The organism is Lysobacter sp. M15 (assembly GCF_022662515.1).
GTDB lineage: Bacteria > Pseudomonadota > Gammaproteobacteria > Xanthomonadales > Xanthomonadaceae > JAKPBU01.
This window is the reverse complement of record NZ_JAKPBV010000014.1, coordinates 315467-339347: the sequence shown is the minus strand read 5'-3', so window position 1 is coordinate 339347 and position 23881 is coordinate 315467. Positions and strand designations below refer to the sequence as shown.

Sequence of the window (23881 nt, the reverse complement as noted above, 5' to 3'; positions counted from 1 at the left end):
TCCATCCGCTTCGTTGCGAATGGAATCACGGAGCCATCACCTCAACGTGAAATGCCGAGCTTCGCGTGCAGCGCGGCCAGGTCGAGCTGTTCTGATTCCGCGGCGCTGCGGGCGCGGTATTCGAACGTACCTGCGGCGAGCCCGCGTTCGGACACCACCACCCGGTGCGGAATTCCGATCAGTTCGATGTCGGCGAACATCGCGCCCGGACGCAGGCCACGATCGTCGAGCACGGTTTCGATGCCGGCGTCATTCAGTTCCCGGTACAGCGCTGCTGCGGCGTCGGCCACCGCGGCATCGTTCTTGGGGTTGATCAGGCACACCGCCACCCGCCACGGCGCCATCGCTTCGGGCCAGAGGATGCCCGCGGCGTCGTGGTTCTGTTCGATCGCAGCCGCGACGATGCGCGACACGCCGATGCCGTAGCAGCCCATGGCCGGATGCACGTTTCTGCCGTTGGCATCGAGCACGGTGCAGGCCATGGCCTCGGAATACTTGCGTCCGAGCGCGAACACGTGCCCGACCTCGATGCCGCGGGCGATGCCCAGTGTGCCCTTGCCGTCGGGCGAAGGATCGCCGGCAACGGCGTTGCGGATATCGGCCACTTCCGGCTCGGGAAGGTCGCGTCCCCAGTTGGCCCCGGCCAGATGGAATCCTGGCTCGTTGGCGCCAACCACGAAGTCGTGCATGGCCGCCACGCTGCGATCGGCGATCACCCGGACCGGCTTGCGCGTGCCGATCGGGCCGAGGAAGCCCGGTTCGCTGCCCAGATGCTCCAGGATCTCGGCCTCGGTCGCCAGGCGGTAGTCGGCCATGCCGGACAGCTTGCCCAGCTTGATCTCGTTGACCACGTGGTCGCCGCGCACCAGCGCCAGGACGAACTGATCACTGCCTTCGTCGTCGCTGCCGATCGCCGCCACCGACTTGGCGGTGCGCTGCAGCGGGATCTCCAGCAATGCAGCGACAGCCTCGCAGGTCTTCTGGCTGGGGGTGTCGATCTTGCGCAGGGGCTCGCTCGGCGCGCCCCGTTCACCCGGCGCCACCGCCTCGGCGAGCTCGACATTGGCGGCGTAGTCGGATGCGTCGGAATAGGCGATCGAATCCTCACCCGAATCGGCGATCACGTGGAACTCGTGCGAAGCGCTGCCGCCGATCGCACCGGTATCGGCGGCCACGGCGCGGAAGGTGAGACCCAGGCGGGTGAAGATGCGCGCATAGGTGTCGTACATATTGCGGTATTCGGCGGCGAGCGAGTCGTCGTCGATATGGAAAGAGTACGCGTCCTTCATCAGGAACTCGCGCGCGCGCATCACCCCGAAGCGCGGGCGGATCTCGTCGCGGAACTTGGTCTGGATGTTGTAGAAGTTCACCGGCAGCTGCTTGTAGCTGGCCAGCTCGTTGCGCGCGAAGTCGGTGATCACTTCCTCGGCGGTGGGGCCGTAGCAGTAGTCGGCCTCCTTGCGGTCGCGGATCTTCAGCAGCTGGCCGCCGAACTTCTGCCAGCGCCCGGTTTCCTGCCACAGCTCCGCGGGCTGGACGGTGGGCATCAATAGCTCGATCGCACCGGCGCGATCCATTTCCTCACGTACGACGGCTTCCACCTTGCGCAGGACGCGCAGGCCCAGCGGCGACCAGGTGTACAGGCCGGCGGCCAAGCGCCGGATCATCCCGCTGCGCAGCATCAGCTGGTGGCTGACGATCTCGGCGTCGGCCGGGGTTTCCTTGATGGTGTGGAGATGGAATCGCGACAGGCGCATCGGCGGTGTAATGGCAAACGGATCGCCATTGTGCCATGCAGCAACCCCCGGGTCGGGCGGCCGGACAGGCCCTACTGGCGGTCGCCGTGGACCTCGATGCCGTCTTCGGGTTCGCGCTCGATGCGCTGGTACTTGCGGCCTCGCGGAGCCTGGTCGCTGTAGTGGACGGTGCCGCGCTCGTCTTCCCAGCGATACAGCACCGGACGTGCGTCCTCGGCTTCGGCCGCGGCGGCGCGTGTGGCGCGGACCTGCTTGGCCTGTTGCTGTTCGGGCGATTCGCGCAACGACCACCAGCCCGCGACACCGCCCAGCAGCAGGCCGCCGGCAATCGCCCAGGGCCAGGCCACGCGCACGCTCGTGGCTCCGGTCAACCCGCCGCAGCGGTTTCGGTGCAGTTGTAGGCCTTGAGGGTGGAACGGGCCAGCTCCATCTGGTTGCTGCGTTCGGTGTCAGTCAGGGGCTGGTCTGGCTTGCCATCACCATCGCTGTCCATCTGCACCGGCTGGCCGCTCTGCAGGTTGGCCAGGTTGCGGCGTGCCGTCGTGCAGCGTGAGTCCACGGCCGATGGTGCGTTGTCCGTGGCACTGGCGGACGCTGGCGCAGCCGTCGCCGGATCGCGCACGGCGTCCTGCGTGGTGTACTGCCCGGAGGCCGGCGGCTTCTCCGAATAATGGGTGACGCCGCGCGCGTCCTTCCACTTGTACACCTGCTGGGCCGCAGCCGGAGACGCCGTGAAGACGAGGGCCACGGCGAAAGCCGCGAGGGCGGGAGCGGCGAGCTGGCGCATGGGCGTGTCCTGGACGGGTCGTGGAACGATTGCAGCACCCGCGGGCGCGGCGCGCAAGCGCGGTGAACGCCGTGGATCGGCGCGTTCAGGCCGTTGGCGCTGCGGCTACACTTAGGGCCCCCAACGGGCCCTAGCATGAGCCAAGACGACAGCGTCCAGCGCCCCCGCGGGCGCGGTATCTACCTGCTGCCGAACCTGTTCACCACGGGCGGATTGTTCGGCGGGTTCTTCGCCATCATCGCCGCCTCACAAGGTCGGTTCGAAGCCGCGTGCGTGGCGATTTTCGTGGCCGCGATCCTCGACGGCGTCGACGGCAGGGTCGCGCGCCTGACCAACACCCAGAGCGAGTTCGGCGTGCAGTACGACTCGCTGGCCGACCTGGTCAGCTTCGGCATGGCGCCGGCGCTGGTGATGTACCACTGGGCGCTGCTGTCGCTCAAACTCGACGGGCCGACGCCCGGCAAGATCGGCTGGCTGGTGGCATTTCTCTATGCGGCCTGCGCGGCGCTGCGACTGGCGCGTTTCAACAGCCAGGTCGGACAGGTGGACAAGCGCTGGTTCATCGGCCTGGCCAGCCCGGCGGCGGCGGGGCTGATCGCCAGCTTCGTCTGGACCATGCACGACTTCGGTCTGGCCGGAGCCGACTATCGCTATCTCGCGCTCGGCGTGACCGTGTTCGCGGCGCTGCTGATGGTCAGCCGGATCCGCTACAACAGCTTCAAGGGCGGCATCGGGCCGAAGTCCGACCGGGTCCCGTTCGTGGCCCTGCTCGTGGTCGTGGCGATACTGGTGGCGCTGGTGATCGATCCGCCGCGGGTGCTGCTGGCTGCCGCCGCCCTCTATGCGCTGTCGGGGCCGTTGCTCTGGTTCCGGCGGCGCCGCCATCCAGTGGAGCCGGCATGAGCTGGGACGGTTTCATTCTGGATGAGTTCCGGCGCGAAGTGATGGCGGAACTGGGCCTGCACCCCTATGTGCTGGCGCCCGCACGAGGGACAGCGGCTTCCGTCTCTCCGGCCCTGCTTGAAGCGCTCGCGCGCGCGGCCGGGAGCACTGTCGACGCCGTCGCCGCGTTGCCAGGGCTGGACGCGCTGCCCGCCAGCGCGGCCAAGCGTGCGCTTTGGCCGCGGCTGCGGCGGATGCGCACGGCAACGCGATGAGCGCGGTGGCGGCAAACGAACGCCAGCAGCCCGCGCGGCTGCGGGTGATGCGCGAGGACGACCTCGACGCGGTCATGGCGATCGAACTGCGTGCCTATCCCTTCCCATGGTCGCGCGGCATCTTCCGCGATTGCCTGCGCGCCGGGTATCCGTCCTGGGTGCTCGAGGACGACGAGGACATCATCGGCTATGGGGTGTTGAGCGTGGCCGCGGACGAGGCGCACATCCTCAACCTGTGCACCGCACCGCACCGGCAGGGCCATGGTCATGGCCGCCGGCTGCTGCGCGCCCTGTTGCAGCAGGCACGGAGCCGCGGCGCGCAGCGATTGTTCCTGGAAGTCCGCCCTTCGAATCCGCAGGCGGTGGCGCTGTATATGGGTGAGGGCTTCAGCGAGATCGGCCGCCGCCCGCGTTACTACCCCGCGCACCACGGGCGCGAAGACGCGATCGTGATGGCGATGGAATTGCCGCCGCACCCATAGGCGCGGCGTCCGCGCGACGGACAGGATGGGTCGTGCGGCGGAACCTCAGCCCAGCCGCGTACGCTGCGCGGCGAGCGCCTCGCTCTGTGCGGTCCAGTCGGCCAGGCGTTGGCGCTCCTGTTCCACCACCGGCCCCGGCGCGTTCTGCACGAAGGTCTCGCTGGCCAGCTTGTTGCGCGACTTGGTCCGTTCCGCCTCGACCCGCTTGAGCTCCTTGTCCAGGCGGGCGCGCTCCGCATCCAGGTCGACCAGGCCTTCGAGCGGCACGAACAGCTTCAGCTCGCCGACCAGGCCGGCCGCGGCCGGCGGCGGTTCGCCCTGCAGGGTGTCGATCGAGGCCAGGCGGTTGACCGACTGCAGCTGCGAAGCGAAGCGTTCGAGGCGTGCGGCGTCGTCACCGCTGCCACCTTGCACCAGTAGCGGCACCTGCTTCGAAGGCGACACGCCCAGTTCGCTGCGGATGCGGCGCACGGCGGTGACCATGGTCTTGAGCCACTCGACGTCGGCTTCCGCGCGCAGGTAGTCACGCGTGCTGATGTCCAGCGCCTGCGGATAGGGCTGCAGCGAGATCGTGTCGCCGGCGATGCCCAGCCTGGGCGCGACCTGCCGCCACAGTTCCTCGGTGACGAAGGGGATCAGCGGGTGCAACAGGCGCAGCAGCGCCTCGAGCACGTACAGCAGGGTGTGGCGGGTGCTGTCGGCGGCTGCGGTGTCGTCGCCGGCGAGCGCGGGCTTGGCGAGTTCGACGAACCAGTCGCAGAACTCGTTCCACGCAAACTCGTACAGCGACTGGGCCAGCAGGTCGAAGCGATACGCGGCGAAATGGGTTTCGGCCTCGGTCGCAGCCTTCGCCAGGCGCGCCAGGATCCATTTCTCCGCATCGGTCTTCGGCTCGGGCATGCCGGTGGCGTTGTAGCCCTCGGTGTTCATCAGCACGAACCGGGTTGCGTTCCACAGCTTGTTGCAGAAATTCTTGTAGCCCTCGGCGCGACCGAGGTCGAACTTGATGTCGCGCCCCGGGCCGGCAAGCGCAGCCATGGTGAAGCGCAGCGGATCGGCGCCATGTGCGGCGATGCCGTCGGGGAACTCCTTGCGCGTGGCCTTCTCGATCTTGCCGGCCATCTTCGGCTGCATCAGTCCGGTCGTGCGCTTGGCCACCAGGGCGTCGGCGCTGATGCCGTCGATGATGTCCAGCGGGTCGAGGATGTTGCCCTTGGACTTGGACATCTTCTGGCCGTCCTTGTCGCGCACCAGGCCGGTGATGTACACGTCCTTGAACGGCACCTTGCCGACCAGCGCATCGGTCATCACGATCATCCGCGCGACCCAGAAGAAGATGATGTCGAAACCGGTGACCAGCACGCTGGTCGGCAGGAAATGCTCGAAACCGCGTTCGGCCATCGCCTGCGGATCGGGCCAGCCCATGGTCGAGAACGGGAACAGCGCCGACGAGAACCAGGTTTCGAGCACATCCGCGTCCTGGCGCAGGGCGGAGCCGCCGTGGCCGCGGGCCACTGCCTGCTGCCGTGCTTCGTCCTCGCTGCGCGCGACGTAGGCATTGCCGGCGTCGTCGAACCATGCGGGAATCCGGTGTCCCCACCACAGCTGGCGGCTGATGCACCAGTCCTGGATGTTCTCCATCCAGTGGCGGTAGGTGCTGAGCCAGTTCGGCGGGACGAAGCGCACCTGGCCCGCCACGCCGTCGACGCCCTGGACCAGTTCCAGGCCGCGCCTGGCCAGTCCGTCCATCTTCACGAACCACTGATCGGTCAGATACGGTTCGATCACCTGGCCAGTGCGGTCGCCACGCGGCACCTGCAGTTTGTGCGGCCTGGCCTCGACCAGCAGGCCCTGCGCCTCGAGGTCGGCCAGCACCGTCTTGCGCGCCTCGAACCGGTCCAGGCCGCGGTAGCGTTCCGGCGCGTTGTCGTTGATCGTGGCGTCGTCGTTGAACAGGTTGATCAGCGGCAGCCGGTGGCGCTGACCCACCGCGTAGTCGTTGAAATCGTGCGCGGGAGTGACCTTGACCACGCCGGTGCCGAATTCCCGATCGACGTAGTCGTCCGCGATCACCGGGATCGTGCGGCCGGTCAGCGGCAGGGTGATGGTCTTGCCGATCAGGTGCGCGTAGCGCTCGTCATGCGGATGCACCATCACCGCGGTGTCGCCGAGCATGGTTTCCGGACGCGTCGTCGCCACGGTGAGCGAGCCGCTGCCGTCGCTGAGCGGATACGCAATCGACCACAGGACGCCGTCCTCTTCCTCGCTCACCACTTCCAGGTCGGAGATCGCGGTCTGGAGCACCGGATCCCAGTTGACCAGCCGTTGGCCGCGATAGATCAGGCCCTGCTCGTACAGTCGCACGAACGCTTCGGCGACGGCCTGCGAGGCCATCGGATCCATGGTGAACATGCTGCGCGACCAGTCGCCGCTGGCGCCGAGGCGGCGCATCTGGCGCTCGATGGTGTCGCCGGACTGCTGTTTCCACTCCCACACTTTCCCGATGAATTTCTCGCGGCCCAGCGAGTCGCGCGTTTCGCCCTTGCCCTCGATCGCCAGGTTGCGGCCGACCACCATCTCGGTGGCGATGCCCGCGTGGTCGGTCCCCATCTGCCACAGGGTGCGATCGCCGCGCATGCGGTGATAGCGGATCAGCGCATCCTGCAGGGTGTGCTGGAACGCGTGGCCCATGTGCAGCGTGCCGGTCACGTTGGGCGGGGGCAGCAGGATGGTGTAGGTCGGCCCGTCGCCCCGCGGCGCGAACACGCCGGCGCCTTCCCACTCGGTGTAGAGGCGGGCTTCGAAGGAACTCGGGTCGTAGCTGGGGGCGAGGTTGGACATCGGGTTGCGTTGCGGAGTCTGATTGGGGAATTCGTAGGAGCGCCGCTTCGGCGCAACCGGTAGCGCGGCGGTCGCGCCCAAGCGGCGCTGCTACATGTCGTGTTTGTTCACTTCCATCCCGCGCGCCTTGTACTGCTTCCAGCGTTCGCGCAGGGGCTCGCGCGCGTCGTCGTCGGCCGGCACCACTTCGAGCACGCGCTCGAAGGCGCCTTCCACCGCGGCGTCGCGCAGGTTGATCACCAGCGGCCTGAGCGGAGCGTCGGCCTCGGGCGGCGCGATCAGCACGAGTGCCTCGTCGTCCTCTTCGCCGCCGGCGATCTGGTGCGGGAGATAGACATCGTCGCCCATGTCCCAGAGCAGGTCGTCCAGCGCCTCGGCCTGCGCCGTGTCGCGCGCAAGCACCAGCAGCGGCAGGTTCGCCTCGTAGGCCTTCTTCGCCAGCTCGCACACCAGCCGCAGCGGTTCGCTGCGGAAGCGGGGCTTGGCGATCAGGTAGAAGTCGGCGCGAGACATGGTCAACGGGGTTGTGCCTCGACTTCGCGCTGCGCGTCACGCAGCGCTGCGCTCGGCACGATCGGGAAGATTGGTGTTCCGTTCGCCCTGAGCGTAGCGCCGCAGGCGCGAAGTCGAAGGGTCATCAGGCGGCCCGATCCATCAGCCACTGCGCCAGCAGGCCGACCGGGCGGCCGGTCGCCATGCCCATCTTGCCGTCGCCGTTGGCGACTCCGGCAATGTCCAGATGCGCCCAGCGCTGGCCTTCGGTGAACCGCGACAGGAAGCAGCCGGCGGTGATCGCGCCAGCCCAGCGGCCGCCGATGTTGTAGACATCGGCGAAGTTCGAATTGAGCAGGCTCTGGTATTCGTCCCACAGCGGCAGCTGCCAGCCGCGGTCGAAGGTGGTTTCGCCGGCGGCGATGAGTTCGGCTGCCAGATCCTGGTGCTTGCTCATCACGCCGGTCGCGAACTTGCCCAGCGCGATGACGCAGGCGCCGGTCAGCGTCGCCACGTCCAGCAGCGCCTGCGGCTCGAAGCGCTGCGCGTAGGTCAGCGCGTCGCACAGGATCAGCCGGCCCTCGGCATCGGTGTTGCCGACCTCGATGGTCTTGCCCGACATGCTGGTGATCACGTCGCTGGGGCGGTAGCTGTTGCCGTCGGGCATGTTTTCGACCGCGGCTGCGATCACCACCAGGTTGATCGGCAGCTGCATGCCCACGGCGGCGACGAACGCGCCCATCACGTTGGCGGCGCCGCACATGTCGTACTTCATCTCCTCGATCCCGCCCTGGGTCTTGAGGTTGATGCCGCCGGTATCGAAGGTGATGCCCTTGCCGACCAGCACGTAGGGCTTGGCGTCGCCGCCGTTGTTCCACTTCAGGACGATCAGCTTGGGCGGGTTCGCCGACCCTTGCGCGACCGCCAGCAGCGATCCCATGCCCAGCTGGGCCATGTCGTCGCGCTCGAGCACCTCGCATTCGGCCTTGGCGAAGCGTGCGGCGAATTCCTGCGCCTGCTGCGCGAGGTAGGCGGGGTTGCAGACGTTCGGCGGCAGGTTGCCCAGTTCGCGCGCGAACTGCACGCCGGCAGCAATCGACTTGCCCTGGGCGAGCGCGCTGGCGTCGTCGCCCTGGATCGCGAACGCCTTCAGCCCGGTTTCGCTGCGCTTCTTGTTCTTCTCGCCCAGCGTGGCCAGGTAGCGGTAGCAGGCGTGATCGGCGGCGACGGCGGCGCTGCGGATGTTCCATGCGGCATCGCGGCCTTCGACCGCCAGTTCGCTCAGGGTGAACAGGGCGGTGGAGACCGGACCGTTCCTGAGCGCGCGCGCGGCGTCGCCCACCGCCTTGAGGTACTGCGGTACGCCAAACTTGCCCGCTTCGCCCAGGCCGACGACGAGCACCCGCGGCGCGGTCACGCCCGGCAGGTCGTGCAGCAGCGTGGTGACGCCGGTCTTGCCGCCGATGTCGCCGCGCTCGAGCAGTGCGGACAGCTTCCCGCCGCTGGCCGCGTCGATGGCCTTGGCGCCGGGCGTGAGCGTCTTGTCGGCATGGATGCCGACCACCACGCAATCGAGCAGCGCCTGTGCCGGGTTGCCTTGGTTCAGGGTGAATTCGAGGGCCATCGACCAGATTCCGTACACTGTTGGGTCAGACGACGGCGCCTCGCAGCGCCGTCGACGCGATCTGCAAGTCTAAAGCACCCGCTAGTCCCCCGATCCGCAGCCGCTCACCGGTCCCACCTTGCCGAGCCACGATGCAGCAGCTTGACCGATACCTGTTCCGCGAATTCGCCCAGGCGACGTTCGCGGCGCTGGTGGTGCTGCTCATGGTCAGCCTGGGCGGCGTGTTCGCCGACGTGCTCGGCGACATCGCCCGTGGCCGGGTGCCCGCGGCGATGATGCTGTCCCAGCTCGGATTGCAGGTGATCCGCTACCTGCCGCTGATCCTGCCGCTGGGCATGATGCTGGGGCTGCTGCTGGCGATGGGGCGCCTGTACCGGGATTCGGAGATGCCGGTGCTGACCTCGATCGGGGTCGGTCCCGGTCGGATGCTCAAGCCCCTGCTGCTGCTGGTCCTGCCGGTGGTGCTGGTGATCGGCGCCTGCTCGCTGTGGCTGGGGCCCTGGGCGCAGCGGACCTCCGACGCGATGATCGTCGCGGCCAACCGCACCCTGATGGTCGCAGGACTGGAGCCTGGGCGGTTTACCGAACTGCCCGGGGGCGACGGCGTGGTCTACGTCGGCTCGATGTCCAACGATGGCACCCGCCTGAGCAGGATCTTCGTGTACCGCCAGGATGGCGACCGGCTCGATGTCACCACCGCCAACAGCGGGCACATGAGCTTCGAGAGCAGCAGCGAGCGCTACCTCACCCTCGACAACGGCTTCCGGGTCGAAGGGCCGATGGACGAGGGGCGCGACTTCCGCCTGATGCGCTACGCGAGCAACGACCTGCGCCTGCCGGAAGGCGAAGAGGAGCGCGAAGAGGACGACCCCGAGGCGCTGCCGACGCTCTCGCTGCTGGGCGATGTGCGTCCCGAGGCGACCGCGCAGATCCATCGCCGGATCGCGCCGCCGCTGCTGGCTCTGGCCTTCGCGCTGCTGGCGATTCCGCTGGCGCGCAGCTCGCCACGGCAGGCGCGCTACGGCCGCATCCTGGTCGGCTTCCTGGCCTACATCTTCGGCATGAACCTGATGCTGCTGGGCACCGACTGGCTCGCCGAAGGCAAGGTCCCGCTGGCGCTGGGGCTGTGGTGGCTGGTGTTGCCGCTGTTGGGCACCGCGCTGTGGCTGTATTTCAAGGACGGGCAGATGCGGCGCCCGCGCCTGGCGAAGGCGCGCCGATGAAGGCCTCGCTCTCATGAAACCATTCCCCAAGATCCACGACCTGTACGTGGGCCGGGTGATGCTCGGCACGGTGCTGCTCACCTGGTCGGTGCTGATCGGCCTGGATGCGCTGATGGCGCTGGTGACCGAATTCAGCGACATCGGCAAAGGCAATTACGACTTCGCCACTGCACTGACCAACGTGGTCTACACCCTGCCACGGCGTGCATACATGCTGTTTCCCACTGCGGCAGTGATCGGATCGCTGATGGGGCTGGGCCAGCTGGCGGCCACTTCCGAACTCACCGCGCTGCGCGCGCTGGGGCTGTCCCGGCGCCGTCTGAGCATTGCGGTGGCGGCGACGCTGGCGCTGTTGACCGTACTGATGGTGGTCAACGGCGAAACCCTGGCGCCATGGGCGCAGAAGCGCGCCGACGGCATCAAGGCCTCGGCCAAGTCGAAGGACATGATCGTGGCCCAGTATTCGGGGCTGTGGGCGCGCGAGGGCGATACCTTCCTCAATGCCCAGACCGGACAGGAGAAGAGCGACGGCGACCAGCGATGGCTGGAACTGCGCGATGTGCGCCTGTACGAGTTCGACGATGCCGGGCGCCTGGAGTCGATCGCCCGCGCAGGCGTCGCCGAACACCGCCCCGGCGGATGGCTGCTGCGCGACGTCAGGCGCACCTATTTCGAGGCCAGGGCGGTCAACCAGACCGACGTGGCCGAGGAGCGCTGGGAATCCAAGCTCGATCCGGCGGCGTTGGCGGCCAGCGTGGCGCGTCCGCGCTACCTGACCGCCATGGCCCTGAAGAGCAGCATCGACTACCGCATGCGCAACGGCCTGGATGCGGCCGAGTACGAGGAGCACTACTGGGGTCGCTGGTTCTACCCGGTCAACGTGCTCGCCCTGTGCCTGGCGGCGATCCCGTTCGCGTTCGGCACGCTGCGCAGCGGCGGCCTGGGCAAGCGCCTGTTCGTCGGCATCGTGTTCTCGCTCGCGTTCTGGCTGCTGCAGACCCAGTTCGTGAAGCTCGCGGCGGTGTACAAGTTCGACTTCCGCGTGGCCTACATGATCCCGCCGGCGCTGATGCTGGGAATTTCGGCCTATCTGTTCCGCAGGCGCAGCGGTTAGCCTGCATCGCGCGCACGGGACGCGCACGCAACTGGGATGACAACGTGCGCAGCGCGCTATGCCTGCTTCGGCATCCGGATCATGCGCGTGGCGCTGACGCGATCGTGCAGCGTCAGCCGGTCACGGTCGAACCAGGCCCACCAGAAGCCCGCTCCGGCCGCCAGCAGCGAGACCGTGCCCAGCGCATAGCGCTGCACCAGCGCACGCGTGGAGGCGGGGTTGCCTTGCGCATCGGTCACCCGCAGCCGCCAGGGCCGCATGCCCAGGGTCTGGCCGCCGCGCCGCCAGCTCAGTACCGCGTATGCGCCGGTCACGATCCAGCAGCACAACCAGGCCAGCCATTGCAGTGCGCTGAGCGGCGCGATGTTCTCGCGTGGCGGGTGCCCGGATACGACGTACCCGAGCGTGAACGCCGCGCCCACCAGTAGCCACAGGGCGAGCACGGGCAGGGCGTCGTAGACCAGGGCGAGCAGGCGCCAGCCGACGAGTGCGCGGGGTCGGGGAATGTTGGCGGCGACGGTGTCCATCCGCACTAGGATAGAGCTGTGCGCGGCGATGTCGGTTACGGCGAAAGCGGCGTGCACTATTGTTCCGTCATGCCCAGCCCAGCCGAACGCCGTCAGCTTGCGATGCAGTTGCCGCCGCTGCGCGATGCGGACGCGCGCGCGATCGAGCAATTCCTTGATGCCTACTGGGCCGAGCACGGCGCGGCCAAGCAGACCCTGGCCAGCTACCGGCGCGACCTGGAAGGGTTGGCGCGATGGCGCGACGGCGCCGGCGGCGGCGTCGGTGCAGCCGACCGCGCAGGCCTGTTCGACTACCTCGCCTGGCGCACCCGGCACGGCTATTCGCCGCGCAGCAATGCACGCCTGCTGTCGGCCCTGCGCGCGTTCTATGGGCTGCGCGTGCGCCGCGGCGAGCGGCCGGACGATCCCACCGCACTGCTGGAGCCGCCCAAGCTGCCGCGCTCGCTGCCCAAGGCGCTGTCGGAAAGCGAGATCGAGGGCGTGCTGGGCGCGCCCGACATCGCTTCGGCCGAAGGCCTGCGCGACCGGGCGATGCTTGAGCTGATGTATGCCGCCGGCCTGCGCGTGAGCGAACTGGTCGAAGTGCCGGCGACCGGGCTCAACCTTCGCCAGGGGGTTCTGCGCGTGCAGGGCAAGGGCGGCAAGGAGCGGCTGGTGCCGCTGGGGGAGGAAGCTCAGCACTGGCTGCAGCGCTATCTGGACCAGGCGCGCCCGCAGCTGGCCGCCAAGCGCAGCCCGGCGGCGCTGTTCCTCACACGGCAAGGTATGGCGCCGACGCGGCAACTGTTCTGGCATCTGGTCAAGCGCTACGCCGCCGTGGCCGGGATCGATCCCAGGCGGATCAGTCCGCATGGACTGCGGCACAGCTTCGCCACCCATCTGCTCAACCATGGCGCCGACCTGCGCGCGCTGCAGATGCTGCTCGGCCATGCCTCGCTGTCGACGACCCAGATCTATACCCTGGTCGCTCGCGAACAATTGAAACGACTCCACGCAAAGCACCATCCACGTGGTTGAGCGGTTCGCCGCCCGCGGCGAGCGACAGCTGCTCATCAGCCGTCGGGCCGCTGCCCTGAATCCGATCCGGCACTGCCGCTTGCCGGCCCGGTTCCGCCGTTCAGCCATTGCGAGCCGGTGCGTCACAACGCGCATGCGAGAATCGTGGAACCTTCGACAGGCGACCGGGTCGAACCGCCCCTGCCGCCGAGCCACGGAATCCGCATGACCTACAGACTGTTGTTGTCTCTGCTGCTGACCGGCGCCAGCCTGTCCGCCTGCGCCCAATCGACCCTGCCGGCCGGAAGTCAGGCGCAATCCGCCAAGACCGCCACCGATCAGCCGCGGGTGAACGCGCCGGCCGCCCCCGAGCTCAAGATCGCCGCCGGCACCCCTGCCGCCCGTGCCCTGCAGGCGCTCAAGCGCGTGAACCAGGACATCGCCCCGGAGCAGATCACGGATGCGCCGGTGCCGGGTTTCCAGCAGGCGATCGTCGCCGGCCAGGTCGTCTACGTCAGCAATGACGGCAAGTACCTGCTGCAGGGCACCCTGTACGACATCGAGGCGAAGAAGAACCTGGGCGAGGAGGCCATGGCGACGCTGCGCCGCGACCTGATCAGGACGATCCCGGCGGCCGACCGCATCGTGTTCGCGCCGCCGAACCCCAAGTACAGCGTGGTCGTGTTCACCGACGTGGAATGCGGCTACTGCCGCAAGCTGCACAGCGAGATCGCGCAGTACAACAAGCAGGGTATCGCCGTGGAATACGTCGCATTCCCGCGCATGGGGCTGGCCAGCGACGACTTCAGGAAGATGGAGGCGGTGTGGTGCGCCAAGGACCGCAACAAGGCACTGACCGACGCCAAGAACGACCGCAAGGTGGCCAAGGCCAGCTGCAAGAACCCCGTCGCCATGCAGTACAACCTGGGCCAGCGCGCCGGCCTGACCGGCACCCCGATGATCCTGGCCGAAGACGGCACCCAGCTGGGCGGCTACATTCCCGCCGCAGACCTGCGTGCGGCCCTGGACGCGCACGCGGCCGATTCCGCGCCGAAGACCGCCGCCACCGGCAGCTGATCCTGCCCGGGGACCCCGCCGGAACGAAGCCGCCCGCGGGCGGCTTCGCTACAATTGCATCCCCGTGTTTCGTGGTTCCCCTTCGGACATGATCGTCCTCGAGGGCCAGCCGGCCCTGTCGCCGTTCCGCCGTGAACGGCTTGAAGCCCGCCTCCGGCAGATCCATCCCGCCCTGCGCATCGCCGAAACGCGGTTCACCTACTGGGTCGAACCCGAGCCGGGTGCGCAGGTGGACCTCGACGCCCTCGCGCGGATCCTCCAGGCCGGCACGGCCGTGGAGGCCGCCGCCGGGGGTGCCGTCTCGCGCTTCGTCGTTCCCCGCCTGGGCACCATCTCGCCCTGGGCGAGCAAGGCCACCGAGCTGTTGCACGGGGCCGGCCTGCCGGTGCGGCGGGTGGAACGCGGGACGCGCGTCGACCTGCTCGGCTGGCCTGACGCTCCGGATGCGGCACTTTCAGGGGCGCTGGCGCGCCTGCTGCACGATCCGATGACCCAGTCGCTGCTCGACAGCCGCGAGGCCGCGGCTGCGCTGTTCCAGACCCCGCGACGCGGTGCGCTGGAAGTCATCCCGCTGGCAACGCTCGAACAGGCCAATGTCCGACTGGGCCTGGCGCTGGCCGACGACGAGATCGAATACCTGCGCGCGCGCTATACCGAGCTCGGGCGCGACCCGCACGACGTCGAGCTGATGATGTTCGCGCAGGCCAATTCCGAGCACTGCCGGCACAAGATCTTCAACGCCAGTTGGACCATCGACGGCCGCGACATGCTCCACAGCGGCGGGTCGCAATCGCTGTTCCGGATGATCAAGCACACCCACGCGCGCACCCCGCAGCACACGCTCTCGGCGTACAGCGACAACGCGGCGGTGGTGGAAGGCCTGCCCGCACGCCGCTTCCGCTCGGATCCGGCGACATTGCGCTATCGCGCCGAAGGCGAGACGCCTTCGGCGTTCTGCATCAAGGTCGAGACCCACAACCACCCGACCGCGATCGCGCCGTTTCCGGGCGCATCCACCGGTGCGGGCGGCGAGATCCGCGACGAGGGCGCGACCGGCCGCGGCGGCAAGCCCAAGGCCGGCCTGTGCGGATTCTCCGTCTCGCATCTGCGTATCCCCACACTTCCCCAGCCATGGGAAGGCGAGCGTGTGTTGAATCCGCGCATGGCGCCTGCGCTGGAGATCATGCTCGACGGCCCGATCGGTGCGGCCGCGTTCAACAACGAGTTCGGGCGCCCCAACCTCAACGGTTACTTCCGGAGTTTCGAACTCGCCGAGGGCGACGGACTGGCCCGCGCCTACGACAAGCCGATTATGCTGGCCGGTGGCCTGGGCGCGGTGGATCGCATCCAGGTGGACAAGCGCAAGCTGGCGCCGGGCGACGCGGTGATCGTGCTCGGCGGCCCGGCGATGCTGATCGGGCTGGGCGGCGGCGCCGCCAGCTCGGTGGCATCCGGCGACAGCGCCGAAGACCTGGACTTCGCCAGCGTGCAGCGCGACAACCCGGAAATGGAGCGGCGTTGCCAGGAAGTGATCGACCGCTGCGTGGCCCTGGGGCTGGACAACCCGATCATGAGCGTGCACGACGTCGGCGCCGGTGGATTGTCGAACGCGATTCCCGAACTGCTGCACGATTCCGGCGTCGGCGGCGTAATCGACCTGGACCGCGTGCCCAGCGACGATCCTTCGCTGTCGCCGATGCAATTGTGGTGCAACGAGTCGCAGGAGCGCTACGTGCTGGGTGTCCCGCAGGGGCGGCTGGCGGAGTTCGAAGCGATCTGCATGCGCGAACGCTGCCCGTTCGCGGTCGTCGGCACGGCAACGGCGGAAGAGCGGCTGGTGGTCGGCTATGGCGCGGTTCCCCATTCCCAGGCGGGGGAGGGCGTGCGTTATGCGATCGACCTGCCAATGGACGTGCTGTTCGGCAAGCCGCCGAAGATGCACCGCGACACCCAGCCCCTGCCGGCGCATCGCTGGCCCGACATCGACACGGCCGCGCTGTCGCTGCACGAAGCCGGGCTCAGGGTGCTCGCGCATCCCACCGTTGCGGCGAAATCCTTCCTGGTCACCATCGGCGATCGCAGCGTGGGCGGACTGACCGCGCGCGACCAGATGGTGGGTCCGTGGCAGATGCCGGTGGCCGATTGCGCGATCACGCTCAGCGGATTCGACGGCTATGCGGGCGAGGCCATGGCCATCGGCGAGCGCACGCCGCTGGCGCTGATCGACTCCGCGGCCGCCGCGCGCATGGCTGTGGGCGAGGCCATCACCAACCTGTGCGCCGCGCCGCTCGGTGCGCTGGACACGATCAAGCTTTCGGCCAACTGGATGGCCGCCGCATCGCACCCGGGCGAGGATGCCCGGCTCTTCGACGCCGTGAAGGCCGTGGGCATGGAGCTGTGTCCCGAGCTCGAGCTCAGCATCCCGGTGGGCAAGGACTCGCTGTCGATGCAGGCGCAGTGGCAGGCCGACGGGGTCGCGCAGAAAAGCGTGTCTCCTGTTTCGCTGATCGTCTCCGCGTTCGCACCCGTCGCCGACACGCGCGCCCAGCTCACGCCATTGCTTGCTCGCGAGGAAGACAGCGAGCTGTGGCTGATCGGTCTGGGCGCAGGGCGCCGACGCATGGGCGGATCGATCCTGACCCAGTGCTACGGCGGCTTCGGGGTGCAGCGGCCGCCGCACGACGTGTCCGACGTGCCCGACCTGGACGATCCGCAGCGGCTGCGGGCCTTCTTCGAGCTGATCCGCGATGCCCGCGAAGCCGGCATCCTGCGCGCCTACCACGACCGTTCCGACGGCGGCGCCTTTGCCGCGCTGTGCGAGATGGCGTTCACCTCGCGCGTGGGCCTGGACATCGGCCTGGAAGGCTGGGGCGACGACGGCGGCGAGGATGCATTCCGCGCGCTGTTCAACGAAGAACTCGGTGCGATCGTGCAGATCGCGGCCGAGGATCGTGCCGAATTCGCCGACCTGGTCTCGCGCCATGGCCTGGTGGAATGCGCGCAGCGCATCGCGCGCCCGACCACCGCGCCGGCGATCCGCGTGCTCAACGAGGGCGAGCCGATCGTCGAGTGGCGCTGGGAAGAGCTGTTCGACGCTTGGTGGTCGGTGACACATGCGATGCAGCGGCTGCGCGACAATCCGGACAGCGCGGATGCCGAGCGCGCAGCCGCGCGGCGCTTCGATGCGCCGGGGCTGAAGCCGAAGCTGACGTTCGACCCGGCCGCGGACATCGCCGCGCCGTTCATCGCCCGCGGCGCACGGCCCCGGGTCGCGATCCTGCGCGAGCAGGGCGTCAACGGGCAGATCGAGATGGCCTCGGCCTTCGACCGCGCAGGCTTCGATGCCTTCGACGTGCACATGAGCGATCTGATCGGCGGGCGCGTGCAGCTCAAGGATTTCGCCGGCTTCGCCGCCTGCGGCGGCTTCAGCTATGGCGACGTGCTCGGCGCGGGCCGCGGCTGGGCGACCTCGATCCTGGAACGCAGCGCCCTGCGCGACGCCTTCGCCGAATTCTTCGCCCGCGGCGAGAGTTTTGCGCTGGGCGTGTGCAACGGCTGCCAGATGCTGTCGCAGTTGAAGGACATCATTCCAGGCGCGGACCACTTTCCGGATTTCCTGCGCAATGCCAGCGAACAGTTCGAGGCGCGCTTCGGCATGCTGGAAGTCGTGGATTCCCCGTCGCTGTTCTTCCAGGGCATGGCCGGCTCGCGGATTCCGGTCGCGATCGCGCACGGTGAGGGCCGTGCGGTGTTCGCGTCGCCGGCCGATGCCGCCGCCGCCCGCGTCGCGCTGCGCTACGTACAGGGCGATGGCGCGCCGGCGGTTTCGTATCCGGCCAACCCCAATGGTTCCACCGATGCCATTGCGGGGCTTGCCAGCGAAGACGGCCGCGTCAGCATCCTCATGCCGCATCCCGAGCGCACCCCGCGCAGCGCCAACCTGAGCTGGCATCCGGCGGACTGGCCCGAGGATTCGCCCTGGATGCGGATGTTCCGCAACGCGCGGGCGTTCGTGGGCTGAATCCGGGCCGTGCAATGCGGTGATCGGCCTTGATGGGGCCGGTCCGCCGGCCCCTTTTTCATGCTGACGTCAACGCACCGGCGACACCTCGATCGTCACTGCGAACGGCTCCGCCCCGGCGACGGCGATGCGGCTGCGGCCTGGCCGCACCGCGCGCAGTTCCCAGCCGCGACCGCTTCCGGCCTGGACGTTGTCGATCCCGATCGCCTCAACCGCCTCGCCATCGACTGTTGGCTCGGGTGCAAGGGCATCGCGCGTGCGCAGTTCGCGAGTTTCGCCGACCCGCATCGTGAGTACACGGCCGTCGTCGGCGCGCGTGACGAAACGGCCGGCAGGCAGCGGGCGCGAGGCGGCGGTGGCGCGTCCGGGCGCGGACGGCGTGGGCATCGTCGTTTCCTCACTGTCCTGATTGGTCCCGGCGGCCCGAGGGCCGCCGGGTGGAGAGGTTGGCGCGCAGGCGGCCAGCGACAGCATCCAGGCCGTCGCCGCCGCCATCGTGCCGCTACTCGTCACGCAGCACGATCCTTTCGACGATGTCCTTTTGCGCCTTGACCTGCGCATTGGTCGAGGCCGGATTGTTGGCCACCATCTCCGCCGTCAGGATCGCCGCTGCCCAGGTGGTGTCGGCCACGCCGTCGCCATCGGTGTCGACCGGCGTGTCGAACGTCACCGCGCCGTTGGCGAAGTTCAGCCATGCCGCCAGCAGCTGTTCTCGCAACACGGTCAGGATCGGTGCCTTCGCTGGCGCATGCAGGATCTGCGCCGCGTCGGCGCGCGTCAGCGGCGTATCGAATACCGCGCTGAAGAACGTGACGATGTCCAGGTAGCACTGCAGTTGCGCGTCGCTGAAGTCGTTCGGCGGCTTCGGCCGGTACTGGTTCAACCACCAGCCGCTGCCCATCGACAGGTCGGCGTTGCCGGTCACCACCACGGCCGCTTCGTCGCTGGCCGATCCGCCATCGTCGTCGGCGACGCCCAGGCCGATCTGGTACAAGCAGGCGTCCGCATACAGGTGCGACTGCGCCAGGCTGACGTCCCTCGGCTGCACGCTCGGGCTCTTGGCCGGATCGTTCGCCGGCGGGTTGACCAGGGAGACCTGCACGTCGTCCGGCGTACCGTCGTCCCAGGACCAGGTGAACGTCAGGTCGTCGCTGCCCGGGTCGGTCGCCGTGCCCGGTACTTCCAGCGATTCGCCGAGCTCAAGCACGAAGGCCTGCTTGCCGTTGTAGTCCTGCATGGCGCCGGTCTGGATCGCCACGGCCGGATCGACATTGTTCACCTGCGCCTGCGCGGTATAGCAGACGTCCTGCGCATTGGGTGCGCCGCCGACAAGGTCCTGTCCGCAGACCTGCACGTCGTAGGTGCCGTTGTCGCCGTACTGCTTCTGCACTTCGAAGCTGAACACCGCATCGGGCCGGTTGTTCTCCAGCGAACCGGTCAGCGCCGCAGCGCCGGCGCCATCGTCGAAATCGATGGTCGCGGCCAGCGGCTCCAGCCAGCCCGGGTCGGTGATCGTCCCGGAGATGGTGACGGTGCCGTGCTCGTCGATCGGTGAGATCGCGTCGATCGAGACCGTGGGCAGCACGTTGTCCACGGTGACTGTGGTGGTGGCGGTGTCGGTCAGGCCGAACTCGTCCGTGACCTGCACGCCGACGGTGAACATGCCGTCCTGCCCGACGGTGCTGAAGTCCGCGGTGACGCCGGTGGCGTCGTCGTACTGGCCATCGTTGTCCAGGTCCCAGGCGTAGCTGAAGCTGCCGCTGGCGCTGGCATGCGAACCGGCCGTGGTGCCGGCCGCCGACAGCTGCACGTCGCTGCCTTCGTCGGTGGTGTACGGTCCGCCGGCGCTGGCCACCGGACTGCACACCGCCGGCGCGGTGAAGTCCTCGGTCGGCACCGCATGCAGGCCATTGGACACCGCGTCCTCGCCCATGCCGCGCTGCGCGAAGCTGGCCCACAGCGCGCAGAAGTTGGCGCTGCCGTTGTTGACCATGTCCGCGGCGAGGATGCCGTTGCGCGCGTCGAGGAACGTCGGCGTCGGCCCGTTGACGGTGCTGCGCATGCCATCGAGCACCAGTTGCGTGGTGGTGTTCAGGCCCAGCCGGGTGCGGATCAGATACATCGCCGCCGCCCAGATCTCGCCGTTGCGGTGCGGCGAGTTCACTCCGGTGCTGTAGTCGCCGTAGGTGTCGGGGTGGGTGTCGTAGGCGGAACTGCGGATGCCGCGGTTGGCGTTGCCGGTGACGTACTCGCCCACCGTGGTGTCGCCCCAGCGCAGCAGCGACAGCGTGTCGCTCCAGCCCTCGCCGAGCGAGCCGGCCTGGTTGGTGCCGCCACTGAGCGTGCCCGCCACCAGGCGGTTGGAAACGCCGTGGCCGTACTCGTGGGCGATCACGTCGCCGTCGAAGCTTCCGTCGCGGTATGGACGATTCGGCCGGATCCACAGGTACATCTGCATGCGCGCGGTGCTGCCGTCAGCGTTGGTGCCGAAGTTGGCGTTGTTGGCGCAGCGGATCGCCACCGGTGGATTGACGTCGTCGTCGACGCAGCCGAAGTCGATGCCATCGTGCGCCTCGGCCAGCACCGGATCGCCGTCGGCGCCGCCCAGGCCGAAGTTGTCGACCTGGAAGTTGCCCGAGGCCTCGTCGAAGCCGAAGCCGTACAGCCAATCGTGCATGTCGTTGGTGTAGTGGAACAGCTGGGTGATGGTGGCGTCGCGGTCGGCTGCGATCGCCGCGTCCCAGGTCGCCTGCGGGATGTCCTCGAAGTCGGTGCCGTCGGGCAGCCCGCGCCAGGCGTCGGTGAAGCCGAAGTCGAAGGTCTCGTCGTCGGGCGAGATCGGCTGGTAGTTCACGCTGTCGTTGTCGGCGCGGTCCTGATAGGCGTTGACGTTGTTGCCCGAAGTCGTGGTCGCGCCGGGCACGATGGTCAGCCAGCCCGCGAAGCTGGACAGCTCGCGCGTGGGATCGGCGTCCGGATGCTGGCCGGTGAAGACCCGGCCCTCCTGCGCATGATCGTAGTTGCTCTGGCGCGACAGCGTGGCGCCGCTCTCGGCGTCGATCAGGGTCTCGTGCCAGGACTGGCCGCTGAGCTCGACGTCGGTCCGCCAGGCCAGGCGCAGGCTGCGGTCGCGCTCGATGAACCACACCAGTTCGGCGCCCAGCGGCGTCGGCTTGCGCAGTCCCTTGGCGGCGGTATTTTCGAAGCGATGCGTACCCTTGGCGAGCGTACGCGCGGCCGACGGTAGCGACAGGCGCGCGCCGCCGAGTGCGGCCGCGCGCTGCAGCGCGTCGGCCGCGGTCAGCCGCGGTTGACCACTGGTGCGCAGGCTGCCGGTGCGACCGCCGATGATCGCCAGGCGGCCTTCGGCATCGATGGTCGCGTTGATCAACGCGTTGTGCACGCGCAAGCCTTCGATCCGTTGCCCGATGCGCAGGTAATGCGCGCCACTTGTAGGCGAGGTGTAGTGCCTCTCCACCACCAGGGTGCGCACGTCGTTGGGCGCCAAAGCAAAGGCTGCGGCGTTGCGCCGGATGTAGTCGAATGCGATTGCCTCGGGCGTGCGGCCCGACGGCTTGGTCAGGAACCGCCCCTCGCGGTTGAAGATCGAGTGCCACTGCTGCTGCACGAAGCCGGCCGTCGCCGCGGCAAGCGGCCGCTTGTTAAGGGCGCCCGGTCCGATGCCGGCGGTCAACGCCGTGCCGGTAAGCAGCAGGCCGGAGGCCATCAATACGGCGCCGGCGGCGCCGAGTCCGGCACGCTTGCGTGCATCCGGATTCGTGACCCCTTTGCGGGGCGCGTGGTTGCGGGTTATCACCAGAACATCTCCCTTGTCGATTCGTCGTGCTCCCCTGCACACCAGCGAAACGAACGCGTCAGCATGGTGCGGCCACGCGGTCTGATCGGTAATCGCGAAGCGCAACCGGAATCACGTTTCGAAAACCGCAACATGGCGGCGCCGTCCTGCCCCCGCTGCGGTTTGCGTTTGGCTGGCGAATGCGCCGGGGCGACCTGTTAAAGTCAGCGTTCCGCAGCGGAGGTGGCGCGTGAACGCAGTCGTCGTGCCCAGCACCGGCATGCCAGCCGAAATCGATTCCAGCGCCGACGCGCGCATCGTGGCCGCCCTGCTCGAAAAAGGCCGGCTCAAGGACGCGGACCTGCAGCGCGCGCGTCGCCTGCAGGAGGAAACCGGCGGCAGCCTGCTGAGCCTGCTCGGGCGCCTGGGACTGGTGTCCGAGCGCGACCATGCCGAAACCAGTGCCGCGGTGCTGGAACTGCCGCTGGTCAGCGCCAAGGACGCACCCGACCTGCCGCCCGAAGGTGTGGCGCTGTCGGTCAAGTTCCTGAAGCAGTTCCACCTGTGTCCGATCGAATGGACCGAGCACGAGGTCGGCGTGCTGATGGCCGATCCGCACGATGCCTATGCCCTGGACGCCGTGCAGCTGGCGGCGCAGCGCACACCCAAGGTCGCGGTGGCGCTGCGCAGCGAGATCGACGACCTGATCGAACGCTGGTACGGCCAGGGCCGCAGCGCCATGGGCGCGATCGTGGAAACCGCCGACGGCGAGGGCGGCGGCGACCTGGACGACGTCGAGCATCTGCGCGACCTGGCCTCGGAAGCTCCGGTCATCCGCCTGGTCAACCTGGTCATCCAGCGGGCGGTGGAACTGCGCGCCTCGGACATCCACATCGAGCCGTTCGAGAACCGGCTGAAGGTGCGCTTCCGCATCGACGGCGTGCTGGAGGAGGGCGAGAGCCCGCCGGTCAACCTCACCGCCGCAGTGATCAGCCGCATCAAGATCATGGCCAAGCTCAATATCGCCGAGCGCCGTCTGCCGCAGGACGGCCGGATCATGCTGCGGGTGCAGGGCAAGGAGCTCGACCTGCGCGTGAGCACGGTGCCGACCGCGCACGGCGAATCGGTGGTGATGCGCCTGCTCGATCGCGAGACCGTGGTGTTCGACTTCCACAGGCTCGGCTTCACCGACGAGTTTTTGCCGCAGTTCCAGCACGTGCTGGCGCAGCCGCACGGCATCCTGCTGGTGACCGGGCCGACCGGTTCGGGCAAGACCACCACGCTGTACACCGCTCTGAGCAAGCTCAACACGCCCAGCGTCAAGATCATCACGGTCGAGGATCCGGTCGAATACCAGATCGAGGGCATCAACCAGATCCAGGCCAAGCCGCAGATCGGCCTGGATTTCGCCAATGCGCTGCGCAGCATCGTGCGCCAGGACCCGGACATCATCATGATCGGCGAGATGCGCGACCTGGAAACCGCGCGCATCGCGATCCAGTCCGCGCTGACCGGACATCTCGTGCTAAGCACCCTGCACACCAACAACGCCGCCGGCGGCATCACCCGCATGCTCGACATGGGCGTGGAGGACTACCTGCTCACCTCCACGGTCAACGGCATCCTGGCGCAGCGCCTGGTGCGGCGGCTCGAGCAGACGCACGCGCAGCGTTACGCCGCTTCGCCCGAGGAAATCGAAAAGTTCGAATTGCGCCGGTTCCAGCCGCAGGGCGAGATATACCTCTACCGCCCCGGGCCGTCGCCGCTGTCGCCGACCGGCTACCTGGGGCGCACCACCATCGTCGAATTCCTGGTGATGGACGACGAACTGCGGCGTGCGGTGATGCGCCACGCGGGCATGGGCGAACTCGAACAGCTGGCGCGCAAGGCCGGCATGCGCACCATGTACGAGGATGGCATCGTCAAGGCGCTGCGCGGCGAAACCACGATCGAGGAAGTGCTGCGGGTCACTGAGGACGCCTGATCG

The 23881-nt window shown here is 68.4% G+C and carries 18 protein-coding genes; 9 read left to right on the top strand and 9 right to left on the bottom strand.

Annotation, left to right across the window (positions count from 1 at the left end):
• Window positions 1-41 precede the first annotated feature (41 nt).
• From MC380_RS15665 to MC380_RS15655, 3 genes are all read right to left on the bottom strand, one after another.
• A complete protein-coding gene (locus tag MC380_RS15665) occupies window positions 42-1757 on the bottom strand; it encodes a proline--tRNA ligase (RefSeq protein WP_242165819.1) in 1716 nt (571 codons plus the stop codon).
• 71 nt (window positions 1758-1828) lie between these two features.
• Window positions 1829-2104, bottom strand: coding sequence for a DUF4124 domain-containing protein (locus tag MC380_RS15660; RefSeq protein ID WP_242102725.1), 276 nt, complete (start codon window positions 2102-2104; stop codon window positions 1829-1831).
• Between the two features lie 20 nt (window positions 2105-2124).
• On the bottom strand, window positions 2125-2544 hold the full coding sequence (locus tag MC380_RS15655; protein WP_242102726.1) for a DUF4124 domain-containing protein: 420 nt from the start codon (window positions 2542-2544) through the stop codon (window positions 2125-2127).
• 135 nt (window positions 2545-2679) lie between these two features.
• On the opposite strand from MC380_RS15655, the gene pssA reads away from it, so the two are divergent.
• The 3 genes from pssA to rimI are packed head-to-tail and all read left to right on the top strand — an operon-like array spanning window position 2680 to window position 4183.
• A complete protein-coding gene (gene pssA, locus MC380_RS15650) occupies window positions 2680-3447 on the top strand; it encodes a CDP-diacylglycerol--serine O-phosphatidyltransferase (RefSeq protein ID WP_242102727.1) in 768 nt (255 codons plus the stop codon).
• Window positions 3444-3701 carry a hypothetical protein gene (locus tag MC380_RS15645; RefSeq protein WP_242165817.1) on the top strand — a complete coding sequence of 86 codons (258 nt, stop codon included), beginning with the start codon at window positions 3444-3446 and terminating at the stop codon, window positions 3699-3701. The genes pssA and MC380_RS15645 overlap by 4 nt, the downstream gene beginning before the upstream one ends.
• Window positions 3698-4183 carry a ribosomal protein S18-alanine N-acetyltransferase gene (gene rimI / locus MC380_RS15640; protein ID WP_242102729.1) on the top strand — a complete coding sequence of 162 codons (486 nt, stop codon included), beginning with the start codon at window positions 3698-3700 and terminating at the stop codon, window positions 4181-4183. The genes MC380_RS15645 and rimI overlap by 4 nt, the downstream gene beginning before the upstream one ends.
• Before the next feature lie 45 nt (window positions 4184-4228).
• Here rimI and MC380_RS15635 read toward each other — a convergent pair whose 3' ends face one another.
• The 3 genes from MC380_RS15635 to MC380_RS15625 all read right to left on the bottom strand — a co-directional run bounded on the left by MC380_RS15635 (window position 4229) and on the right by MC380_RS15625 (window position 9140).
• Window positions 4229-7024 carry a valine--tRNA ligase gene (locus tag MC380_RS15635; protein WP_242165813.1) on the bottom strand — a complete coding sequence of 932 codons (2796 nt, stop codon included), beginning with the start codon at window positions 7022-7024 and terminating at the stop codon, window positions 4229-4231.
• A gap of 90 nt (window positions 7025-7114) precedes the next feature.
• Window positions 7115-7537 carry a DNA polymerase III subunit chi gene (locus MC380_RS15630; RefSeq protein ID WP_242165950.1) on the bottom strand — a complete coding sequence of 141 codons (423 nt, stop codon included), beginning with the start codon at window positions 7535-7537 and terminating at the stop codon, window positions 7115-7117.
• Window positions 7538-7661: 124 nt separating this feature from the next.
• Window positions 7662-9140, bottom strand: coding sequence for a leucyl aminopeptidase (locus MC380_RS15625; RefSeq protein WP_242165811.1), 1479 nt, complete (start codon window positions 9138-9140; stop codon window positions 7662-7664).
• A 131-nt stretch (window positions 9141-9271) separates the two neighbouring features.
• On the opposite strand from MC380_RS15625, the gene lptF reads away from it, so the two are divergent.
• Both lptF and lptG read left to right on the top strand, forming a co-directional pair.
• Window positions 9272-10363 carry an LPS export ABC transporter permease LptF gene (gene lptF, locus MC380_RS15620; RefSeq protein WP_242165809.1) on the top strand — a complete coding sequence of 364 codons (1092 nt, stop codon included), beginning with the start codon at window positions 9272-9274 and terminating at the stop codon, window positions 10361-10363.
• 13 nt (window positions 10364-10376) lie between these two features.
• Window positions 10377-11477 (top strand): LPS export ABC transporter permease LptG, encoded by a 1101-nt coding sequence (gene lptG, locus MC380_RS15615; protein ID WP_242165808.1) that lies wholly within the window; start codon window positions 10377-10379, stop codon window positions 11475-11477.
• A 56-nt stretch (window positions 11478-11533) separates the two neighbouring features.
• On the opposite strand, the gene MC380_RS15610 is transcribed toward lptG, so the two are convergent.
• Entirely contained in the window at window positions 11534-12004 is a 471-nt protein-coding gene (locus MC380_RS15610) for an RDD family protein (protein ID WP_242165807.1), read from the bottom strand.
• A 69-nt stretch (window positions 12005-12073) separates the two neighbouring features.
• Here MC380_RS15610 and xerD point away from each other — a divergent pair, with 69 nt between their 5' ends.
• From xerD to purL, 3 genes are all read left to right on the top strand, one after another.
• Window positions 12074-13021: a site-specific tyrosine recombinase XerD gene (xerD, locus tag MC380_RS15605; protein ID WP_242165948.1), complete on the top strand. Its 948-nt coding sequence runs from the start codon at window positions 12074-12076 to the stop codon at window positions 13019-13021.
• Window positions 13022-13225: 204 nt separating this feature from the next.
• Window positions 13226-14077, top strand: a complete 852-nt coding sequence (locus tag MC380_RS15600; RefSeq protein ID WP_242102736.1) for a DsbC family protein — start codon at window positions 13226-13228, stop codon at window positions 14075-14077.
• Window positions 14078-14165: 88 nt separating this feature from the next.
• Window positions 14166-18098 (top strand): phosphoribosylformylglycinamidine synthase, encoded by a 3933-nt coding sequence (gene purL / locus MC380_RS15595; protein WP_242165805.1) that lies wholly within the window; start codon window positions 14166-14168, stop codon window positions 18096-18098.
• Window positions 18099-18167: 69 nt separating this feature from the next.
• Here purL and MC380_RS15590 read toward each other — a convergent pair whose 3' ends face one another.
• Window positions 18168-18485: a hypothetical protein gene (locus MC380_RS15590; RefSeq protein ID WP_242165804.1), complete on the bottom strand. Its 318-nt coding sequence runs from the start codon at window positions 18483-18485 to the stop codon at window positions 18168-18170.
• A gap of 115 nt (window positions 18486-18600) precedes the next feature.
• On the bottom strand, window positions 18601-21915 hold the full coding sequence (locus MC380_RS15585) for a M36 family metallopeptidase (protein WP_242165802.1): 3315 nt from the start codon (window positions 21913-21915) through the stop codon (window positions 18601-18603).
• A 259-nt stretch (window positions 21916-22174) separates the two neighbouring features.
• On the opposite strand from MC380_RS15585, the gene gspE reads away from it, so the two are divergent.
• Window positions 22175-23878 carry a type II secretion system ATPase GspE gene (gene gspE, locus MC380_RS15580; RefSeq protein WP_242165946.1) on the top strand — a complete coding sequence of 568 codons (1704 nt, stop codon included), beginning with the start codon at window positions 22175-22177 and terminating at the stop codon, window positions 23876-23878.
• The last annotated feature ends 3 nt before the right edge of the window (window positions 23879-23881 follow it).